Below are 15,983 nucleotides of genomic sequence, written 5' to 3'. Positions count from 1 at the left end.
GCCCGCGCCCCCGAGATGCACACCCTTCGGGCGGCATCTCCCCGATAGAGGCTGAACGGCGAAGCCGTTCGCCTCCAGGGGCGCGGGGAACTGCGCGACCAGCCCCCACCGGCCCGCACGCGACCCAACTCCCGTCCCCGCAAAGGCGCTTGACGTCTCCGGCCCACCTCGAAAATCCTCCCGCACACCCATTGACCGCTCCATGACACGTGTCACACCATGACTCCGCCCGCATACTTACCGGTCGGTACAAGCCCGCGTGGAGGCCCCGTGTCCAGAGCCCGTCTCAAGCCGGCCATCGCCCTCGGCGCCGCCACGGCCGCCCTGGCGACCCCGCTCGTCTGCGCCCCGCCCGCCGCCGCGACCACCCCGTACACGGTCACCGCCCTGAAATTCACGGTCCAGGCGGGCACCCGCACCTGCACCGTCGACGCCGACCTGTACCGCCCCGCCGGAGTCGACGCCGCGCACCCCGCCCCCGCCGTCCTCACCACGAACGGCTTCGGCGGCAGCAAGTCCGACGGGTCCACCGACGCGACCGGCAAGGCGTTCGCCCAGCGCGGCTATGTCGGGCTCGTCTACTCGGGGCTCGGCTTCGGGAAGTCCGGCTGCCTCGTCTCCCTCGACGACCCGCGCATCGACGGGAAGGCCGCCTCCGCCCTGGTCGACTTCCTCGCCGGGACCCGTGCCGCCGACGACGGCACCAAGGCCGACTACGTGGCGAAGGATGCCGGGAACGACCCGCGCGTCGGCATGATCGGCGGCTCCTACGGGGGCGCCGTCCAGCTGGCCACGGCCTCCGTCGACCACCGTGTCGACGCCCTCGTCCCGCTCATCACCTGGAACGACCTCGCGTACTCGCTGGACCCGCAGAACGCGGCCGACCGCGACGTCCCCGGCGCCTTCAAGTGGCAGTGGAGCAACGGCTTCTTCCTCATGGGTGAGGGTCAGCCGCTGATCGTGCCGAACCTCGACCCGTCCCGGATCAACAAGCTCGGCTGCCTGCACTTCGTCGACGACGCCTGCGAGACGATCCGCACCCTCAACTCCGGCCGCTATCCCGCCGAGCGGACGAGGAGCCTGCTCGCCTACGCGCGCAGCGTGTCCCCGGTCTCGTACCTGAAGGACGTCAAGGCGCCGACGCTGCTCGTGCAGGGCCAGGCCGACAGCCTGTTCAACCTGAACGAGGCGAGGGCGACGTACGACACCCTGCGGGCGCAGGGGACCACGGCCAAGATGATCTGGCAGTCCTGGGGGCACAGCGGCGGCCTCACCGACCCCGCGAGCGGTGAACTGAACCTGGGCCAGGGCAACTTGGAGACGAGCTACGTCGGCCGGCGGATCCTCGCCTGGTTCGACCGGTACCTGCGCCACGAGAAGGGCGTCGACACCGGCCCCGCCTTCGCCTACTACCGCGACTGGATCGGCGACCCGGACGGGACGTACGCCACGGCCTCCGCCGTGCCCGCCCTGTCGCGGAAGCTGTACCTGTCGGGCGACGGCAAGCTCGTCGACAACCGGCGCAAGGTCGCCCGGAGCAGCCGCGAGTACCGCAACTGGCTCGTCCCGACCAGCCACTCCGAGTCCTCGCTCGCCGGCATCATCGGGCTCCCCGACCCGGCCCCGTACGACACCCGCGGCACCTACCTCGACTGGACCACCGACCCGCTGACCGGCCCCACCGACGTCGTCGGCGCCCCGAAGGCCACCCTGAAGGTCGTGTCGCCGCGCACGGAACGGGTGCAGAACTCCGGCGACGCCGCCGACAAGCTGGTCCTCTTCGCGAAGCTGTACGACGTCGCGCCCGACGGGAAGAAGACGCTCGTGCACCGGCTCGTCGCCCCGGTCCGGGTGCCCGACGTCACCCGCCCGTTCACCGTCACGCTCCCCGGCATCGTGCACCGCTACGAGCAGGGCCACCGGATCCGGTTCGTGATCGCGGCGAGCGACAACGCGTACGGCGGCAACAAGGGCGTCAAGCCCGTCACCGTCGTCAGCGCCCCCGAGGACACCGGCACCCTGGAGCTGCCCGTCGTCACGCCCTGAGCCCCGGGCGGCCCCGTCACCCGTACGGCCCCCGGCCGCTGCGCGATCACCCGCTCCCCGCCCATGCTGGGCGGGGAGACGGTGACGGCCGCCGGGGGACCGGCGGGTACGGGAAGGGACGGTCGATGAGCCCCAAGGACACCGCGAGCAGCACGAAGAGCCGCGGCACCAGCATGTTCACGCCGGGCCGGATCGCGATGCTCGTCCTCGCCGTCCTCGTCCTGGTCTTCATCTTCGAGAACACCCAGGAGGTGAAGATCCGGCTGCTGATCCCCGAGGTGTCCATGCCGCTCTACCTGGCGCTGGCCGCGGTCGCCGTCATCGGAGCGGGCTGCGGCGCGTATTTCGCGCGCCGGAAGCGCAAGTAGGTCCGTAGGCTGGCCCGATGAACGATCTTGCCGCCGAAGGCACGCGCGTCGCGATACGCCCCCTCACCCTCGACGACTGCGACGAGTTCATCGCGCGGGCGCGCGAGAGCCGGGACCTGCACCACCCCTGGCTCTACCCGCCCACCGACACCGCCGCCTTCGCCACGTACGCCGACCGGCTGATCGACGCCCCGGACCGGCACGGATTCGTGGTGTGCGAGCGGGACACCGGAGCCCTCGCCGGATACATCAGCATCAACAACGTGGTGCACGGCGCCTTCCGCTGCGGCGCCCTCGGCTACGGGGCCTTCCGGCACGCGGCCGGTCGCGGCCTCATGAGCGAGGGCCTCGCGCTCGTCGTCGACCTGGCCTTCGGGCCGCTCGGACTGCACCGCCTGGAGATCAACGCCCAGCCCGGCAACACGGCGTCCATCGCCCTCGCCCGGCGCGCCGGATTCCGCCTCGAGGGCTTCTCACCCGAGTTCCTGTTCATCGACGGAGCCTGGCGCGACCACGAGCGGTGGGCGCTCACCACCCAGATGCGCGACCGGCGGCGGCTCAGCGAGCGGAGCGACCGGCCTTCCGGTTGATCTTCATGGTGTCCATGTCGGTCACCGTCGAGCGCAGCTCCCCGTGCCCGTACCCGCGCCCGCGCAGATACGTCTCGGCACGCTCCTCGGCGAGCGCGCCCGCCATCTCGTCCCCGTCCGCCGGGTCCGATGCGACGACGTAGCGCATCGAGAAGTGCTTGAGCGTCCGGTCGTACGCGAGCGAGCCCGCGGGCCCGAAACGCATCCCCGCGATGCCCTCGTGCTCCGCGACCTCGGCGAGCAGCCGCTCGCGCGCGGCCTCGGTCAGGCCGTCGAAGGTGCCGCGGACGATCACGCGGTAGGTGTGCTGCTCGGCCATGACGGGTCGTGCTCCTCTGAGACGTACGGGGTGGTACGGGGGTGTCCGGGCGGTGTCGGCGGGCCGACAAGTCCGTTGACGCGGCCAGGGTACGTCGATCAGGGTGAGGCGCATGCGGAATATCGTCGCGCTCGACGCCCCGTCCAACCTGGGGCTGCGCCCGCCCGCCCCCGGCACCGTCCCCGGGGTCTACAAACTGGCCGGCGCGCTGCGCGAGCAGGGCATCGTGCGCCGGCTCGGCGCCCTCGAAGGCGGCGTCGTCGTCCCGCCGCGCTACGACCGGGGCGACTGGCAGGAGGGCGACGGCGTCTTCAACGCGGCCGCCCTGCGCGCGTACACGATCAAGCTCGCCGACCGGATCGAGGGACACGTACGGGCCGGAGACTTCCCGCTCGTGCTCGGCGGCGACTGCTCGATCCAGCTCGGCGCGGCCCTCGCCCTGCGCCGCGTCGGCCGCTACGGGCTCGCCGCGGTCGACGCCTCCGCCGACTTCCGGCACCCGGGCAACTCCGACCGGGTCGGCGCCGCCGGCGGCGAGGAGCTCGCGCTCGGCACCGGCCGAGGCCAGAGCGACCTCACCGACATCGAGGGCCTGCGCCCGTACCTGCGGGACGAGGACGTGCGGCTGTTCGGCGGCCGGGACGCCTTCGAGGAGGACCGGGCCGAACTCGCCGCGCTGAAGATCCCCAACACGACGGTCGGCGAACTGCGCGAGTGGGGCGTCGACGAGGTGGTGCGCGGCCACGTCCTGAGCCTGGAGACCCCCGCCCTCGACGGGTTCTGGCTGCACCTGGACGCCGACGTGCTCGACCCGTCCGTCATGCCCGCCGTCGACAGCCCCGACCCCGACGGCCTGCTCCCCGCCGAACTCCTCGCGCTGCTGCGCCCGTTGCTCGCCTCGCCCCGCTGCGTCGGCATGAACATCACGATCTACGACCCGGATCTCGACCCCGACGGCACGGCCGGGGCGCTGCTCACCGACCTCGTCGTCGCGGCCTTTGCGCAATCCTGACCGGAGCGGCCCCTGGTCACCGCCCCGATGAGCATGTTCCATGGTCATCGGGGCGGTCCGCGCCCCGAGGCGACGGGAGGCAGCCGTGACCGACATACGCCGCGAGGCACTGACCCTGCCGGGCGTCGCGTTGGGACCCACGAACCCGCTGCCACCCCTGCACCCCCTCGACGAGGCGCACCGGATCGACGAGCGCTCCCGGGAGGGCCTGCCGCTCGACATGGCCCGCCAGCTCGGCTACCGGCCGCTGACCAGCGTGCTGCCCGAGCGGATCCGCGACGGCTACGGACGCGACCGGTCCCCCGTCTCCCTCGACGCGATCGTCCTCGAGAACGACCGGCTGCGCGCCACCGTCCTGCCCGGCCTCGGCGGCCGTGTCGCCTCCCTGTGGCACAAGCCCACCGGACGTGAACTCCTGTACCGCAACCCGGTGTTCCAGCCCGCCGACTTCGCGCTCAACGGGGCCTGGTTCTCCGGTGGCATCGAGTGGAACATCGGCGCCACCGGACACACCACGCTGTCCTGCGCGCCACTGCACGCCGCCCGCGTCGAGGCGCCCGACGGCACCGCGATGCTGCGCCTGTGGGAGTGGGAGCGGCTGCGCGACCTCCCCTTCCAGGTCGACCTCTGGCTCCCCGACGGCTCCGACTTCCTCTACGTGGGCGTGCGCATCCGCAACCCGCACGAGAAGCCCGCGCCCGTGTACTGGTGGTCGAACATCGCCGTGCCCGAGGAGCGCCGCGTCCTCGCCCCCGCCGAAGAGGCCTGGCACTTCGGGTACACGCGCAGCCTGAGCCGGGTCCCGGTGCCCGTCTCCGCGGGCGCCGACCGCACGTACCCGCTGAACAGCGAGTATCCCGCCGACTGGTTCTACGAGGTCGAGGACGGGCGGCGGCGCTGGATCGCAGCGCTCGACGACTCCGGGCACGGGCTCGTGCAGACCTCGACCGACCTGCTGCGCGGCCGCAAGCTCTTCGTGTGGGGCAGCGGGTCCGGCGGGCGGCGCTGGCAGGAGTGGCTCACCGAGCCCGGCACCGGGGGCTACTGCGAGATCCAGGCGGGGCTCGCCCGGACCCAGCTGGAACACGTACGCCTGGAGGCCGAGGGGGAGTTCAGCTGGCTGGAGGCGTACGGGCCGCTGGCCGCCGACCCGGCACCCGTGCACGACGCCGGGGACTGGGGCGCGGCCGTCGGCGAGGTCGAGCGGCGGCTCGGGGAGGCGCTGCCGCGCGCGGACGTGGACGCGGCGTACGCGGCCTGGCTGCCCTTCGCCGACGCCGAGCCCGGGGAGCGGCTGGCGGTCGGATCGGGCTGGGGCGCGCTCGAACTGCTGCGTACCGGCGGCAAGTTGGCGGGGACGCCGTTCGACGAGTCCACGCTCGGGGCGGCGCAGGAGCCGTGGCGGGAGCTGCTGGAGACCGGGGCGTTCCCGGAGCCGCGACGCGTCGGGCCGCCCGGGCCCACGCTCGTCGCGCCCGAGTGGCGGGACATGCTGGAGACGGCGCCGGCCAGGCCGCTGTCGGAGTACCACCTCGGGGTCGCGCAGTGGCACGCGGGGGATCGCGCGCAGGCCGTGCGGAGCTGGGAGCGCGGGCTCGAACTGGCGCCGTCGCTCTGGCCGTTGCTGCGGTGCCTCGCGGTCGCGGACGCGGCGGAGGGGTTCGCGGAGCGGGCCGCGGACCGGTACGCGGAGGCGTTCGACGACCTGTGCGCGGAGCGGCGTGACGGGGGCGAGGCGTGGGTCGCGGCGTCCGCGGCGCTGGGACGGGAGGCGATCTCGGCGCTCTTGTCCGTGGGGCGGGTGCGCGGGGCCCGGGAGGTCTGGGAGCGGGTGCATCCGGAGACGCGGGAGCGGGGGCGGTTCCGGTTGCTGGAGGCGGAGTTGTCGCTGGCCGAGGGGGACGTCCCGGGGGCGCGGGCGGTTTTCGAGGCCGGGTTCGAGGTGGCCGACCTCAGGGAGGGCGCGGAGGTCCTGGCGGACCTCTGGTCCCGGGTGGCCCCGGGCGAACCCTTGCCTCCGGCGTACGACTTCCGGATGCGGCCCGGAGCGTGAGGGGGCGGCGCCGCCGCGGGTTGCGGGTTCGTCGCCGGGTGCGGGCGCGTCGTGGCTGGTCGCGCCCCGCGGCGGAGCCGCTGTGGACACAGCCCCGCGCCCCTGAAGGCATGCGCTGCGCGCAGCCTTCATCGGAGAGATGCGACGCGAAGCGTCAGCATTTCAGGGGCGCGGGGAACTGCGCGACCAGCCCCCGCGGCGGGAGAGCCGGAAACCAGCCCCTCCCGCGATTGCCGAAATCAAGCCCCTCCGGCGCTTGAGGAGCGGGGGCTGGGGCGGAGTCCCAGGGCGTGCGGACTCAGACGAGTTCGCCCGCGCGGGCCACGACCTGGCCCCCGTGGACGACCAGGTCGCGCTGCGGCATGTCGACCACGATCTGCGGCACGCACTCGCCGCGCACCAGGACGAAGTCGGCCGGAGAGCCGGGCTCGAAGTCGACGTGGGGGAGGCCCATCACATCGGCGGAGCCGTTCGCACCGACCGTGTAGCACGCGGTCAGTTCCTCGTCGAGGCGGACGTCCGTGATCTGGCCGAGGATGTGCGCCCGGTGGAGCATGTCCGCGTTGCCGAACGGGCTCCAGGAGTCCCGGACCCCGTCCGAGCCCAGCCCGACCCGCACCCCGTGCTTCTGCAGCGCGGCGATCGGCAGCACCGTGTTCGGACCCGGCGCCACCGTGGTGAGCGCGATGTCCTGCGCCGCCAGGTCTCCGGCCATCGTGTCCAGCTCGCCCTCCGACAGGTACGGCAGGCAGAACACGTGACTGACCGTCACCTTCCCGCGCAGCGACAGCGCCTTCGTGCGGTCGATGATGCCGCGCAGCACCTTCGTCCCCTTCTCGTCACGGTCGTGGAGGTGGATGTCCACCCCGATGCCGTGCCGGTCGGCGAGGTCGAAGACGAAGTCGAGCTGCTCGTCGAGGGCGTTGTCGAAGCTGATCGGGTCGATGCCGCCGACCATGTCGATCAGGCCCGTGCGGGCCGCCTCCGCGAGGAGCTTGTCCGTGCCCGGTGTCCGCACGACACCGTGCTGCGGGAACGCCACGAGCTGCACGTCGAGCGCGTCGGCGAGCCGCTCGCGCGCCTCGGCGATGCCTTCGAGCCCGGCGAGCCCGAAGGCCGGCGCCACGTCGGCGTGCGCCCGCATGGCGCGGGTGCCGCGGGTGACGGCGTGCGCCATCAGCCCGTAGGCGCGCTCGCCGACCGGACGCTTCTGCGCCTTGAACAGTTCGACGTCCTGCTCGCAGAACTCGGCGATGGTGTTCGCCGGTTTGCGGGTCACCCAGGAGCCGCCCCAGCTCGTCTTGTCCGGGTGGATGTGCGCGTCGACCAGCGACGGCAGCGCGATGCGGCCGTCACCGTAGACGACCTTGGCGCCCTTGGGCGCCGGCTCGTCGGAGAAGACGCCGTCGATCACCGTGAGGTCCACGGCCTCGGCGGCCCCGAGCGGCCGGATGTTGCGGAACACCACGGCCTTGCGCGGCTCCGCGCGCCCGCTGCCGGACGCGGCCTGTGCCGCCCCCGCCGGGGCGAGGGTCGCCGCGCCGAGGGACGCGGCGCCCGCCAGGACACCGCGACGGGACAGGGAAGGGGGAGTCATACGTTGCTCCTCATGGGGGTGTGAGAGACGTACGGGTCGTGCGTGGCGGCGGGCTTCAGACCGCGAGGGCGATGCCCGAGTGCACCACGCGGGTGGGGGTCTTGAGGACCGAGAGGTCGGCCAGCGGGTCGCCGGACACGACGATCAGGTCACCGGCGAAGCCCCGGGCCAGGCGGCCCACGGTGTCGGAGAGGCCGAGCAGCTTCGCCGCGTTGACCGTGGCGGTGCGGATCGCGTCGAGCGGGCTGAACCCGGCCGAGTGCATGAGCTCGATCTCGCCGCCGACGGGCTCGACGGTGCCGCCGGAGGAGTCGGTGCCGGAGACGACGGGCACGCCCATCCGGTGCGCGGCGAGGGCCGCCTTCTTGAGCAGCGGCGTGTAGGTGCGGCCGCGCTCGTCGAGGACCGGGTCCTTGTCGCCGATCATCCCGGCGATGGCGCCGATGGTCGGCGTGAAGTAGGTGCCGCGGCGGCGCATCTCGTGGAGCGTGCGCTCACCGACGAACGCGCCGTGCTCCAGCGAGCGGATGCCCGCGGTCACCGCGTCGTGGCAGCCCTGCTCGCTGTAGCTGTGGCACAGGACGCCCTTGCCGTGCTTCTTGGCGGCCGACACGATCTCGGAGAGCTGCTCGTACGTGTAGACCTGCTCCAGCGGGTCCTGCTCGGCGAGGCCCGCGCGCGGGTTGGACCGGGTCTTGATGACGTCGGCGCCGCGCGCCACGTTCACCTCGACGACGCGGCGCAGCGCCGCGGCGGAGACGACGCCGTCCTTCAGGCGGGCCAGCGCGGTGAGGTCGGGGTCGCCGAGGATCGTGTCACCGAGGTCGGGCGAGACGAAGACACCGGCGGCGCGCAGGCGCGGGGCGAGCTCGGGGGCCTGCCGGGCCAGCTCGCGCACGGCGATGTCCTGGTAGAAGTTCGTGGAGCCGCTGCGCGCGGTGGTGGCGCCCTGACGCAGGGCGGCCTTGGCCTCGGCCACGGTGTTGATGTGGATGTGCGAGTCCACGAGTCCGGGGAGCACCCAGCTGCCGTGCGCGTCCAGCCGGGGCGCGTCCTTGGGCACGTCGACGCGGCCGCGGCGGCCGACCGCGCGGACCACGCCGGCCTGGATCACGACGACCGCGTCCTCGATGACGTCGCCGGTCGCCGGGTCGAGCAGCGTGCCGCCCTCGACGACCAGGTCACCGCCGGGGCCGGGGCGCTCGGAGCGGCGCGCGCCGGCGCCGGAGGCCGCCGAGGCGGGCGAGGCACCGGCGGCGAACGCGGTCGCGGTGCCGGCCAGCGCGGCGGAGGCGGCGAGCACACCGCGGCGGGTCAGACGGGCGGACGGCGGCGGGGTCGATTCGACGCACATTGCGGACTCCTCGGGGGCGGATCGTCTTGCTGGCCTATTGGTATACCAATTCGGGAAGGCGCGGCAAGGATCTGTCCGAGGAGTGGCAGTGGTCAGGGGGATTTCACGACGATTGGCGGGACTTCCGCTTCTTCCGGGGCGTGGGCTCCTCCGTTTTGGTATACAGCTCGGCGTCGACATGGCCGTCACCGTCACCACCGCTGTCACCGGCCGCGCCGAAGAGGGAACGCTCGGCCACCGCCCGGCTGTCCCGCACGTGCAGCAGTGTGCTGGCCGCCGCCGACTCCGCGTCGCCGGCCGCGATGTGCCGGAACATGTCCGCGTGCTGCGCCCGCATGTGCGCCGGCTCCTCGCGCAGCCCGAACACCAGCTGCAACTGCCAGCTCAGCTGCTCCATCGTGCGGGCGAGCAGCGGGTTGTCGCACAGCGCGACGATCTCCTCGTGGAAGGCGGTGTGCGCGGCCACCTCCTCGGCGCCCTTGTCCGCCGCCGCGGCCCGCTCCGCCGTCTCCAGCGTCGAGCGCAGCGTGCCCAGGACCCGGTCCTCGTCCGCGCCGGCCGCCGCCACCTTGCGGGCCGCGAGCCGGGAGGCCTGGACCGCGAGCGGCTCCCACACCTCGTACAGGTGCCGGACGTCGGCCCGCTCCAGGCTGCGCACCCGCACACCGCTGCGCGGCAGCAGTTCGAGCAGGCCCTCCGCGACCAGCGCGCGCAGCGCCTCGCGCACCGGCACGCGGGACATCTCCAGCTCGGCCGCGACCTCGCGCTCCACCAGGCGTGAGCCCATCGGGTAGCGGCGGTCCACGATCCGCTCCCGCACCGCCTCGCGCGCCCGGTCGCTCAGGGACACATGCCCCTGACCGTTCCCCGCCCCGCCTCCGTTCTCCTTCGCGGACCCGCTCCCGGTCTCTTTCCCGGTCCCGTCCGCACGCCCTCGGTCCTTCGCGCTCCCGGCCATGGCTGCACCCCGTCCTTCACCCTCGTGCTCCGGGCGAGGATACGTCGCGCGGCCGCCGGATCAGGCCGTCCCGGCCGCCTGCCGGTCCACGTACTCGAACACCGAGCCGTCCGGGTGCCGCGCGATCAGGTTCCGCCCCACCGGGGTCGGCACGGGACCGGCGATGACCTGCGCGCCCGAGGCCGCCAGCACGCTCTTCGCCTCGTCCACGTCCCGCACCGCGATCGTCGCGGACACCTTGCGCAGCACCTCCAGCTCCCGCTCCGGGCCGCTCATCAGCAGGAAGCAGCCGACGGCGGCCACCGAGACCCCGCCGCGCTCGAAGCGCAGGGCCGGGCTTCCGGCGAGCTGTTCGTAGAAGGTGACCGAGGACTCCAGGTCCTCGACGCAGACACGCAGCGTGGTTCCCAGGATCTCCATGCCCGGAAGCCTAGTTGGCCCGCCCCGGCCGCGTGATCACTTCCCGCAAGCCGCCGGGGGAAGCACCGGCGCACGTTTGACACCCCGAGGCGTGGGGACGCGGAGACCCTGGCCGGCCGCGCGCCCGGCCCCGTCCACCGGACCCCTACCGGAGGCCGTCGTGACCACCCAGACCGATACGGAACTGCACGCACTCGCCCGACAGCTGCGCGTCGACGCCGTCCGTGCCGCGGACGCCGCCGGCTCCGGCCACCCGACCTCGTCGATGTCCGCCGCCGACCTCATGGCCGTGCTGCTCGCCCGCCACCTGCACTACGACTTCGCCCGCCCCGACCACCCCGGCAACGACCGCTTCATCCTGTCCAAGGGCCACGCGTCACCGCTGCTCTACGCCGCGTACAAAGCGGCCGGGGCCATCGGCGAGACCGAACTGCTCACCTTCCGCCGGCTCGGCAGCCGGCTCGAAGGGCATCCGACCCCGCGCCGGCTGCCCTGGGTCGAGACGGCGACCGGCTCGCTGGGCCAGGGCCTGCCCGTCGCCGTCGGCACCGCCCTCGCCGGACAGCACCTCGACCACGCCGGATACCGCGTGTACGTGCTGTGCGGGGACAGCGAGCTGGCCGAGGGCTCCGTGTGGGAGGCCGCGGAGATGGCCGGATACGAACACCTCGACCACCTCGTCGCGATCGTCGACGTGAACCGGCTGGGCCAGCGCGGCCCCACCCGGCACGGCCACGACCTCGACGCCTACGGACGCCGCTTCCGCGCGTTCGGCTGGCACACGGTGGAGATCGACGGGCACGACGTCGCCGCGATCGACCGCGCACTCGGCGAGGCCCGCGCCACCGTCGGGCAGCCCACGGCGATCCTCGCGCGCACCCTCAAGGGCAAGGGCGTCGCCGAGGTCGAGGACAAGGAGGGCCGGCACGGCAAACCGCTGCCCGACGCCGCCGCGGCGATCGAGGAGCTCGGCGGGGACCGCGCCGTCCACGTCGCCGTGGCCCGGCCGCCCGCCGTGCAGGTCCGCCACCCCGAGCGGCGCGACCGTGTCGACCTGCCCCGCTACGAGGTCGGCGACGAGGCCGCCACCCGCGACGCCTTCGGCCGGGCCCTCGCCGCGCTCGGCACCGCGCGCGGCGACGTCGTCGTGCTCGACGGCGAGGTCGGCGACTCCACCCGCGCGGACCTCTTCGCCGAGGACCACCCCGAGCGGTACGTCGAGTGCTACATCGCCGAGCAGCAGCTCGTCGCGGCGAGTGTCGGCATCGCCTCCCGGGGCTGGACCCCGTTCGCGGCCACGTTCGCGGCGTTCCTGACCCGCGCCCACGACTTCCTGCGGATGGCCGCCGTCAGCAACGCCTCCGTCAACCTCGTCGGCTCGCACGCCGGTGTCGCCATCGGACAGGACGGCCCCTCCCAGATGGGCCTGGAGGACCTCGCCATGTTCCGCGCGATCCCCGGCTCGACCGTCCTGCACCCCTGCGACGCCAACCAGACGGCCTGGCTCACTGCGCGCATGCCCGACCTGGACGGCATCCGCTACCTGCGCACCCTGCGCGGCGCCACCCCCGTGATCTACCCGCCGCACGAGGACTTCCCCGTCGGCGGCAGCAAGGTGCTGCGCTCCGGGGACGACGACCGCGTCACGATCGTCGGCGCGGGCGTCACCGTCCACGAGGCGCTGCGCGCCGCCGACCAGCTGACCGAGATCGGCATCCCCGTACGCGTCATCGACCTGTACTCGGTGAAACCCGTGGACCGGGAGACCCTGCGCGAGGCGGCGGACGCCACCGGCTGTCTGCTCACCGTCGAGGACCACCATCCCGAGGGCGGCATCGGCGACGCCGTGGCCGAGGCCTTCTCCGACGGCTCCCCGACCCCGCGCCTGGTCCGCCTCGGCGTCCGCACCATGCCCGGCTCGGCCACCCCCGAGGAGCAGCTGCACGAGGCCGGGATCGACGCCGCGTCGATCGTGGCCGCCGTCGAACTGCTCGTCGAGCACGAGGTCACACCGGCCGGCGCCGGACGCGCAGGAGCGTGACACGAGTCGACAGGAGGAGAGCGAGTGACCGGCACCTACGTCTACGGCATCGTCAACGCGGAACACCCGGCCCTGCCGGACGGCCTGGCAGGCATCGGCGAACCGGCCCGCGCGGTGCGCACCGTCACGGAGGGACCGCTGACCGCCGTCGTCAGCGAGGCGCCCGACGGGCTGAGCCCCAAGCGCCGTGACCTCATCGCCCACCAGAAGGTGCTCTCCCGGACGGTGAGCGGCGGGCCGGTGCTGCCGATGCGGTTCGGCAGCGTCGCCCCCGACGACGAGACCGTCGCGGCCGTGCTCGCCGAGCGCTCCGCACACTGGCTGGAGCGGCTGCGGGCACTGGACGGCAAGGTCGAGTACAACGTCCGGGCGCAGCACGACGAACAGGCCGTACTGCACCGGCTCATGGCGGAGGACACCCGGATCCGCGCCCTGGCCGAGGACAACCGCGCCGCGGGCGGTGGCACCCACGAGGACCGGCAGCGGCTCGGCGAGACGGTCGTCGCGGCCGTGCGGGCACGGGAGGCGGAGGACGTCGCCGCGCTGCGGCACCTGCTGGAACCGGCGGCCGACGCGACCGTCGCCGGACCGGCCGACACGGGCGGCCTGGCCAATCTGTCCTTCCTCGTGGACGAACGAACCGTGGGACCGCTGCTCACCGCGGTCGAGGAGGTGCGGCGCACCCATCCGCACGTCGAGGTCCAGGTCAACGGCCCGTTGCCCCCGTACAGCTTCGTCGAGCCGGGCCCGGCGCCGCCCGCCGACCCGGAGTGAACCGGTGAGCCGTACGGCCGGGACCTGGCACCGGCCCGGCCGCACGGTCCACGCGGGTGTCCGTGCGAGGGCGAGCACCCGCGTGCCCGGAGTCACTTACGGCACAGGATCTCCCCGTGCGGCACCATGAACCACGCGTCCTCCCGCGTGCCCCAGGCCCGCCACGCCTCGGACACCGCGGCCAGCTCCTCGCGCGTCGCGTGGCCGCCCTCGATCGCGCGGTCCGCGTACGCGGAGGCCAGCGTGCGGTCCGCCCACAGGCCGCTCCACCAGTCGATCTCGTCCGGCGCCGCGTAGCACCACACGCTCGCCGACGACGTGACGTCCGCCGCGGCGTAGCCGGCCTCCAGGGCCCACGACCTCAGGCGCCGCCCCGCGTCCGGCTCGCCGCCGTTGGCCCGCGCGACCCGCTGGTACAGGTCCTGCCAGGCCGTCATGCCCGGAGACTGCGGGTACCAGGTCATCGCCGCGTAGTCCGACTCCCGTACGGCGACGATGCCGCCGGGCTTCGTGACGCGCCGCATCTCGCGCAGGGCCCGCACCGGGTCGCCGACGTGCTGCAGCACCTGGTGCGCGTGCACGACGCAGAACGTGTCGTCCGGCCAGTCCAGCGCGTGCACGTCGGCGGTGGTGAAGTCGACGTTCGTCAGGCCCCGTTCGGCCGCAGTGGCGCGGGCCGTGTCCAGGATGCCCTCGGCGTGGTCGGCGCCCGTGACATGTCCGTCCGGGACCAGCGCGGCCAGGTCCGCGGTGATGGTGCCGGGCCCGCAGCCGATGTCCAGGATCTTCATGTGCGGCTTCAGCGAACCGAGCAGGTACGCCGCGGAGTTGGCGGCGGTGCGCCAGGTGTGCGAACGCAGCACGGACTCGTGGTGGCCGTGGGTGTACACGGCGGTCTCCTGCGGCATGGCCCGGTCCTTTCACGGAACGACGGCTCGCCCGGAGCGGACGCCCCGGGGTGTGTGATCACCGTACGCCCGGACGGCCGCATGATGAGATACCCGTCTTGAGATATGGACACCGGTGCGCGGCGTGTGGACGTCAGAGACCGGTCGGCGGGCAGTACACGCGCAGCCCCTCGTGTTCCTTGTGCACCGTCAACTCGCCGTGGCACACCGTCACTTCGCCGTCGTAGGCCAGCGGGGTGCCGGGAGTCACGCCGTCGACGCGGAGCTCGGTGAGCCGGGTCGCGGCGTGGAACGGAGAGCGGGACAGCGGGCCCGCGAGGGCCGCCGCGAGCAGGCGCAGGCCCGGCAGCCGGCCACCGTCCACCGTGCGGACGTCGAGCAGCCCGTCGGCGAGATCCGTGCGCCGGCCCGTCGTCAACCCCATACGCCGGTACGTGCAGTTGCCCGCGAACAGCAGCCACAGCGGACGCCGCCGGCCCTTGGCGAGCACCTCCAGCGGATGGTCCCGGCGCAGCACGTGCACCGCCGCCACGACGTCGGCGAGCGGACCGCCGACCCGCCCGGACCAGCGCTCGCGCTCACGCACCAGCTCCGGATACGCGCCCAGGCTCAGCGTGTTGAGGAAGATTCCGGACGTGTCGCCCGAGCGGAACCGGCCCACGTCCACGGCCACCGCCTGGCCCCGCTCGACCGCCCGCACCAGGTCCCCGGCGTCCTCGATGCCCAGGTCGTACGCGAAGTGGTTGAGGGTGCCGCCGGGCAGGACCACCAGCGGCAGCCCGTGCCGGACCGCGACCCCGGCCGCCGTGTTCACCGAGCCGTCGCCGCCCGAGACACCGAGCGCGCGGGCCCGCGGCGCCGCCTTCTCCAGCTCCGCGGCGAGCTCCGCGCCCGTGCAGTGCACGAACTCGGCGCGGGGCAGCGCGTCCTCCAGCGCCCGGACCCGCTCGGGGCTCCCCGCCTGGCTGTTCACCACCATCACGAGACCCTCGCCGCCCGGCAGCGCCGGCACCCCGTCGACGACCGGCTTGCCCGGCGACGGCAGCTGGTCGCGGGTCGGCACCAGACCGCGCAGCGCGTACGCGGCGCCCACGCCGAGCGCCGCGCCCGCGACGACGTCCCCGGGAAAGTGCGCGCCCGTGTAGACCCGGGACGCCGCCACCGAGAACGCCACCGGCGCGAGCACCGCGCCCCAGCCGCGCGACTCCAGCGCCACACCCGTCGCGAACGCCGCGGCCGACGCCGAGTGCCCCGAGGGGAACGAGGTCGTGAACGGCTGGCGGTGCAGCTGCCGTACGAGCGGCACCGCGTCCAGCGCGGGACGCGGCCGGCGCACCGACCGCTTGCCGAGCGTGTTGATCGTCGCGGAGGCCAGCGCGAGCGAGGCCACGCCGCGCACCGCCGCGCGCCGGGCCCGCGGCGAACCGGTCGCCGCGAGGGCGCCGCCCGGCGCCAACGACAACGCGCGCCGGTAGGCGGGCCGGCACCGCCCCGGCACGATCCGCAGCCGCCCGCGCCAGAGGGCACGGGCGGCGTAGAGCTA

Annotated in this window: 14 protein-coding genes; 7 read left to right on the top strand and 7 right to left on the bottom strand. The window is 73.8% G+C overall.

Going from position 1 to position 15,983, the window contains the following annotated elements:
- The first annotated feature begins 219 nt into the window (after window positions 1–219).
- The 3 genes from ACFW9D_RS32210 (at window position 220) to ACFW9D_RS32200 (ending at window position 3,004) form a co-directional block, all read left to right on the top strand.
- Window positions 220–2,046, top strand: a complete 1,827-nt coding sequence (locus ACFW9D_RS32210) for a CocE/NonD family hydrolase (RefSeq protein WP_384627832.1) — start codon at window positions 220–222, stop codon at window positions 2,044–2,046.
- A 125-nt stretch (window positions 2,047–2,171) separates the two neighbouring features.
- On the top strand, window positions 2,172–2,414 hold the full coding sequence (locus ACFW9D_RS32205) for a LapA family protein (protein ID WP_188336032.1): 243 nt from the start codon (window positions 2,172–2,174) through the stop codon (window positions 2,412–2,414).
- Window positions 2,415–2,431: 17 nt separating this feature from the next.
- Window positions 2,432–3,004: a GNAT family N-acetyltransferase gene (locus tag ACFW9D_RS32200; RefSeq protein ID WP_384627828.1), complete on the top strand. Its 573-nt coding sequence runs from the start codon at window positions 2,432–2,434 to the stop codon at window positions 3,002–3,004.
- Here ACFW9D_RS32200 and ACFW9D_RS32195 read toward each other — a convergent pair.
- Window positions 2,973–3,323: a DUF6204 family protein gene (locus ACFW9D_RS32195; RefSeq protein ID WP_384627825.1), complete on the bottom strand. Its 351-nt coding sequence runs from the start codon at window positions 3,321–3,323 to the stop codon at window positions 2,973–2,975. The genes ACFW9D_RS32200 and ACFW9D_RS32195 overlap by 32 nt on opposite strands.
- 112 nt (window positions 3,324–3,435) lie before the next feature.
- Here ACFW9D_RS32195 and ACFW9D_RS32190 point away from each other — a divergent pair, with 112 nt between their 5' ends.
- The gene (locus ACFW9D_RS32190; RefSeq protein ID WP_188336029.1) at window positions 3,436–4,335 is read left to right on the top strand and encodes an arginase family protein; all 900 of its coding nucleotides are present in this window, start codon (window positions 3,436–3,438) and stop codon (window positions 4,333–4,335) included.
- A gap of 40 nt (window positions 4,336–4,375) precedes the next feature.
- The gene (locus ACFW9D_RS32185) at window positions 4,376–6,388 is read left to right on the top strand and encodes a DUF5107 domain-containing protein (RefSeq protein ID WP_384627821.1); all 2,013 of its coding nucleotides are present in this window, start codon (window positions 4,376–4,378) and stop codon (window positions 6,386–6,388) included.
- A gap of 298 nt (window positions 6,389–6,686) precedes the next feature.
- On the opposite strand, the gene ACFW9D_RS32180 is transcribed toward ACFW9D_RS32185, so the two are convergent.
- From ACFW9D_RS32180 to ACFW9D_RS32165, 4 genes are all read right to left on the bottom strand, one after another.
- Entirely contained in the window at window positions 6,687–7,985 is a 1,299-nt protein-coding gene (locus ACFW9D_RS32180) for an amidohydrolase (RefSeq protein WP_384627818.1), read from the bottom strand.
- Window positions 7,986–8,040: 55 nt separating this feature from the next.
- Entirely contained in the window at window positions 8,041–9,339 is a 1,299-nt protein-coding gene (locus tag ACFW9D_RS32175; RefSeq protein ID WP_384627815.1) for an amidohydrolase family protein, read from the bottom strand.
- Between the two features lie 103 nt (window positions 9,340–9,442).
- A complete protein-coding gene (locus ACFW9D_RS32170) occupies window positions 9,443–10,189 on the bottom strand; it encodes a GntR family transcriptional regulator (RefSeq protein ID WP_384627812.1) in 747 nt (248 codons plus the stop codon).
- A gap of 168 nt (window positions 10,190–10,357) precedes the next feature.
- Window positions 10,358–10,717 (bottom strand): VOC family protein, encoded by a 360-nt coding sequence (locus ACFW9D_RS32165; RefSeq protein WP_188336024.1) that lies wholly within the window; start codon window positions 10,715–10,717, stop codon window positions 10,358–10,360.
- Between the two features lie 160 nt (window positions 10,718–10,877).
- Here ACFW9D_RS32165 and ACFW9D_RS32160 point away from each other — a divergent pair, with 160 nt between their 5' ends.
- Together ACFW9D_RS32160 and ACFW9D_RS32155 are read left to right on the top strand one after the other, a co-directional pair.
- Window positions 10,878–12,758: a transketolase gene (locus ACFW9D_RS32160; protein WP_384627809.1), complete on the top strand. Its 1,881-nt coding sequence runs from the start codon at window positions 10,878–10,880 to the stop codon at window positions 12,756–12,758.
- Between the two features lie 24 nt (window positions 12,759–12,782).
- On the top strand, window positions 12,783–13,532 hold the full coding sequence (locus ACFW9D_RS32155) for a GvpL/GvpF family gas vesicle protein (protein WP_384627806.1): 750 nt from the start codon (window positions 12,783–12,785) through the stop codon (window positions 13,530–13,532).
- Between the two features lie 92 nt (window positions 13,533–13,624).
- On the opposite strand, the gene ACFW9D_RS32150 is transcribed toward ACFW9D_RS32155, so the two are convergent.
- Both ACFW9D_RS32150 and ACFW9D_RS32145 read right to left on the bottom strand, forming a co-directional pair.
- Window positions 13,625–14,440, bottom strand: a complete 816-nt coding sequence (locus ACFW9D_RS32150; protein ID WP_384627803.1) for a class I SAM-dependent methyltransferase — start codon at window positions 14,438–14,440, stop codon at window positions 13,625–13,627.
- 133 nt (window positions 14,441–14,573) lie between these two features.
- Window positions 14,574–15,902, bottom strand: coding sequence for a bifunctional phosphatase PAP2/diacylglycerol kinase family protein (locus ACFW9D_RS32145; protein ID WP_384627801.1), 1,329 nt, complete (start codon window positions 15,900–15,902; stop codon window positions 14,574–14,576).
- Window positions 15,903–15,983 lie beyond the last annotated feature (81 nt).

Source organism: Streptomyces sp. NPDC059524 (assembly GCF_042749255.1).
GTDB lineage: Bacteria > Actinomycetota > Actinomycetes > Streptomycetales > Streptomycetaceae > Streptomyces > Streptomyces xanthii.
Note: the sequence above shows the minus strand (reverse complement) of the source record. Positions and strands in the feature narration are given on the sequence as shown.

Bases quoted from the DNA above. Each gene is read 5' to 3' on its own strand.
- ACFW9D_RS32210 (WP_384627832.1), top strand. From the start codon at position 220: ATGACTCCGCCCGCATACTTACCGGTCGGTACAAGCCCGCGTGGAGGC.
- ACFW9D_RS32205 (WP_188336032.1), top strand. From the start codon at position 2,172: ATGAGCCCCAAGGACACCGCGAGCAGCACGAAGAGCCGCGGCACCAGC.
- ACFW9D_RS32200 (WP_384627828.1), top strand. From the start codon at position 2,432: ATGAACGATCTTGCCGCCGAAGGCACGCGCGTCGCGATACGCCCCCTC.
- ACFW9D_RS32195 (WP_384627825.1), bottom strand. From the start codon at position 3,323: ATGGCCGAGCAGCACACCTACCGCGTGATCGTCCGCGGCACCTTCGAC.
- ACFW9D_RS32190 (WP_188336029.1), top strand. From the start codon at position 3,436: ATGCGGAATATCGTCGCGCTCGACGCCCCGTCCAACCTGGGGCTGCGC.
- ACFW9D_RS32185 (WP_384627821.1), top strand. From the start codon at position 4,376: ATGGTCATCGGGGCGGTCCGCGCCCCGAGGCGACGGGAGGCAGCCGTG.
- ACFW9D_RS32180 (WP_384627818.1), bottom strand. From the start codon at position 7,985: ATGACTCCCCCTTCCCTGTCCCGTCGCGGTGTCCTGGCGGGCGCCGCG.
- ACFW9D_RS32175 (WP_384627815.1), bottom strand. From the start codon at position 9,339: ATGTGCGTCGAATCGACCCCGCCGCCGTCCGCCCGTCTGACCCGCCGC.
- ACFW9D_RS32165 (WP_188336024.1), bottom strand. From the start codon at position 10,717: ATGGAGATCCTGGGAACCACGCTGCGTGTCTGCGTCGAGGACCTGGAG.
- ACFW9D_RS32150 (WP_384627803.1), bottom strand. From the start codon at position 14,440: ATGCCGCAGGAGACCGCCGTGTACACCCACGGCCACCACGAGTCCGTG.